The sequence below is a fragment of the Ilyobacter sp. genome (genome assembly GCF_041583315.1).
Lineage (GTDB): Bacteria > Fusobacteriota > Fusobacteriia > Fusobacteriales > Fusobacteriaceae > Ilyobacter.
Genome location: NZ_JBFHGC010000297.1, coordinates 1 through 3,652, shown reverse-complemented (window position 1 = coordinate 3,652; position 3,652 = coordinate 1). Strand labels below are relative to the sequence as shown.

3 protein-coding genes are annotated in these 3,652 nt (G+C 30.2%); all 3 read right to left on the bottom strand.

Going from position 1 to position 3,652, the window contains the following annotated elements:
• Positions 1-244, bottom strand: a 244-nt coding sequence (locus ABZA26_RS10190) for a nucleoside deaminase (protein ID WP_372714417.1), incomplete at its 3' end; no start/stop codon positions are given.
• Positions 245-314: 70 nt separating this feature from the next.
• Positions 315-1,331, bottom strand: coding sequence for a BMP family protein (locus ABZA26_RS10185; RefSeq protein ID WP_372714416.1), 1,017 nt, complete (start codon positions 1,329-1,331; stop codon positions 315-317).
• A gap of 740 nt (positions 1,332-2,071) precedes the next feature.
• Entirely contained in the window at positions 2,072-2,713 is a 642-nt protein-coding gene (locus tag ABZA26_RS10180; RefSeq protein ID WP_372714415.1) for a transcriptional regulator, read from the bottom strand.
• Positions 2,714-3,652: the final 939 nt, after the last annotated feature.

The following is a 3,652-nucleotide window of genomic DNA, read 5'->3' as shown; positions in this document are numbered from 1 at the left end:
GCTCTGCTGTGGTGTATAAGATAGTTTCCCACAGAAACTCTTTAGAATACTTTTTCCCTGCTAATTTAGCCACTGTAGTTTCAGCATGTCCGGTAATATCTTTTTCAGTTACTTCGATATTCCCGGATTCTATTAAAATATTTCCTTCTTTATCAACAAGCAATGCTCCGAAGGGGTTATTTCCACTGACAACCGCTTCTTCTGAAATCTCTACACATCTTCTTAAATATTTTTCATGATCCATTTTAGTTTCTCCTAATATTATGTTTATAGGGGTAGAAAGAGCCTACCCCTATAAATTAAAGTTTATTTTATTACTTTAAAATCGCTTCTACTTTTCTTGAACCAGATTTAATTTCATTCATTGCAACATCTATCTTTTCAAGCTCTTCAGCTGTAAATATATCTTTTAAATCATCATTATAAGTAAGCTCTAACATTTCGTTTTCTAGTGTTAAATGGAATCCTTCTCCGCCCTTAATACCTGCTGATCTTTTATCAACGAACTGAGAGATTAGACCCTCAAAAATATATAGTTCACTTGCTAATATTGATTTAGGAGCTAAAACAGATTGATCGATGTTATTTCCAAACCAGTAGATCCCGTCATATTGGCTGACAACTTTGATAGCACCAACTGCTTGCTGAGAAGTTCCGGTTAAAATATCCGCTCCGGCGTTAATGTGAGTTCTAGCGATTTCACCTGCAGCAACTGTATCACCAAAAGAACCAGTATAGGCGATTCTTACGTCAGCTTCAGGATTTACATATTTAGCTCCTTGAATGAAACCACTGTTATATTTAATAGATTCACCTGCAGCAACCGGTCCGACGATTCCTATGATATTTGTTTTTGTTTTTAATCCTGCAAGCATTCCTAAAAGGAAGGATCCTTCATGTGCATCAACATCATAACCAAATACGTTATCAGCCTTAACACCGTAACCACCGTATGCAAATGAGACTTCAGGGAAATCAGCTGCAACTTCGCTTATTACTGATTCATACTGTGCACCGTGGGCGATGATTATATCGTAGTTTTCAGAAGCATACTCTCTGAGTGCCACACCGGCCTCGATAGGATTACCCAATCTTTCACTAAATTTCAACTCTACCTTATCTTCCCCAAGTTTTTCCTGGACCGCTTTTGCACCTTCGTACATAGCTTGACTCCAAGCCATATCATCAATAGTACTAGGCAGTATCAGTGCTATTTTGACAGCTTTACTTTCGCTTTCCTCGGCTTTCTTACCACAACCAAAGAAAGTAAATACAGTGATAAACATCAGTAACCCCAGTATAAATTTTGATAAAAATTTCATCCTTTTCATTTTAAATTCCTCCTTAAAATCTTTATTTATACTACAAAATTTTATATTTTATCTTTAATAAGCTTTCTTCCAATTAATTGAATATTTTATATCTACTTATGAACTTCCCTGCTAAACCATGCTAATAAAAACAAACATGGATATTCTATTGTGCAAAAATTGTTACGAAGTAGTCTGTCACTGTGCAAGTTTGAGACCATATAAATTAAATTTAAATAAAAAAAGTCGCCCATATTTCATTAGAAAATTAACCCTCATATATTGAAGGCAATTGCTAATAAAAGTAGAGCGACTTGGACATTTTAAGATAAAAAAGAGGGATGCTCCTTTTCGATAAAAATACCGTCATTTACTTCAGATTAAGTATATATTAGTTTTGTGTTGTATAAATTAAAAATATGCAACTCACAATAATAATTTATTATTATAATGAGTTTAACCCTTTATTTAAATTTTTACAAATATATTATTTAAATATCAACTATCACAGTTTTAACAAGGATTTTGAAGTAAAAGGTCCCAGAGTATCTATTTTATAATTTATTTTATTTTTATCCTATAGAAACCGATCTTAATAAAAACTTATCATAATAATTTAGGAAATGAATAAAAAAAAACAGCGAGAAAATAATTCCCCGCTGCATGTTGTCATTTTAAACCTCATTGTATTTCTTGCAAGGTAGATACCTATATAATCCAATGAAATTAGAAAAAATTTTAAAATTTTAGAAAAATAGTAATTATTCACTTGTATCTTTAATTTTACTTAGATATCTGTAAATACTAGGTTCTGATATATCCAGAAGTTTGGCTATTTTTTGGACAGTCCCCTTTACTAAAAACACACCCTTTTTGTTAAACTCCTCCACAAGTTTTAATTTTCTGTCTAAACTCATCTCGGGATCCTTCTTTTTAAACTCATTGACAGTATTATCTATAATATTTGATGCGATAATTTCGATGCTGTCTAAATCTTTGTTTTCACTTTTTCCCATCATATCAAAATTTAAGAGTGAATCTACTTTTTCTTTTATTATTTCTAAATCTGAATAATCTGCATTTATGCCAAGTAAACCAATAGTTTTGTTATTCTCATCCTTTATAAAAAAAGTTGAGAATTTAACAGGATCACCAGTTTTAGAGAGCCCATCATAATTAATTATATAGTCTTGTTCAAAGTTTAATTGGTTATTATAAATTCTGTCACTTATTTTGCTGATTGGGCCCCAAAAAGAATCACCTATTTTTCTAGTACTGTTGGCCGAAGCTACAACAGAACCATCTAAATTCTCTAAGTCATGAAGAATTATTTCAAAATTTTTACCTAAAACTTTTCCCAAAAAATCTACAATTTGAATGTATGGTTTAAGTATTATATTCATTATTTCCCCCTTTTTTTATATTTTCTTTTTAGGTGATCAATGAATATCTCACATTGATTCTTTGAACGCGTAGAATTACTTTTTCTCATAGGTGAATGGATTACGCCAACATCGCTCAAAATAACTTCAGTAACTTTCATTTTGATTTGAGAGCTCTCTTGATAATCAGTAATATTAATAATAAATTGAAAAAGTTCTAAAATATCACAAATACTATATTACAAATTGTGCACTCCTAAAATTGTGATTATAAGAGTATTCTATCGCAAAATTAGCAAAGTAGCAACTGAGGTTGTATATAATAGAATTAATTTTTTTTATTTTTACCATACCTCTATACTTTATCTTTCACTGGAATTCATAGATATTTCCTTGGTATAATGTATTCGTGACCAAACATTAAAAGGAATACAGGATTCTTATAAAATAATATCTGACAAACTTGTAGAGTTATCTGAAATGGAGAAATCTTGATCAGGTTAGAAACTTATAAAGAGAATATTAAAAACATATAGAAAATAGTATTTGACATATAAAAAGATAATGGTGTATGATCTTATCAAACAAATTTTACAGAGGTGACTATAATGTCAAAAAGATTTAATTGGTGCTGTAAAAACTTATCTATCTAACCAATTTAATAAACCATTATTTTAAGTAGATCGGGGTTTAACCAGTCACCATAACTATAAATTTTATTGTTAAATTATGTGTTTTGCCTGCCTATTAGCAGGCTTTTTTATTTATAAAGCACTCGGATTATAATTTTGAAGACCTATCTATTTCAGCATGTATAGGTCTTTTTTAATAGGGTTTAAAGAAGAAATTATTATTATAAAAAATTTTTGTAATATGGATAAAAGGGGTTCAGTTAGTAATTTATTGGTGAACTTTTCTTTGAATGGGGGTAAGAATTTTTATTTTATAATCAAATAGGGG

What these genes read in the sequence shown, in the direction of transcription:
- ABZA26_RS10185 (WP_372714416.1), bottom strand. Translation starts at nt 1,331, where the DNA reads ATGAAAAGGATGAAATTTTTATCAAAATTTATACTGGGGTTACTGATG.
- ABZA26_RS10180 (WP_372714415.1), bottom strand. Translation starts at nt 2,713, where the DNA reads ATGAATATAATACTTAAACCATACATTCAAATTGTAGATTTTTTGGGA.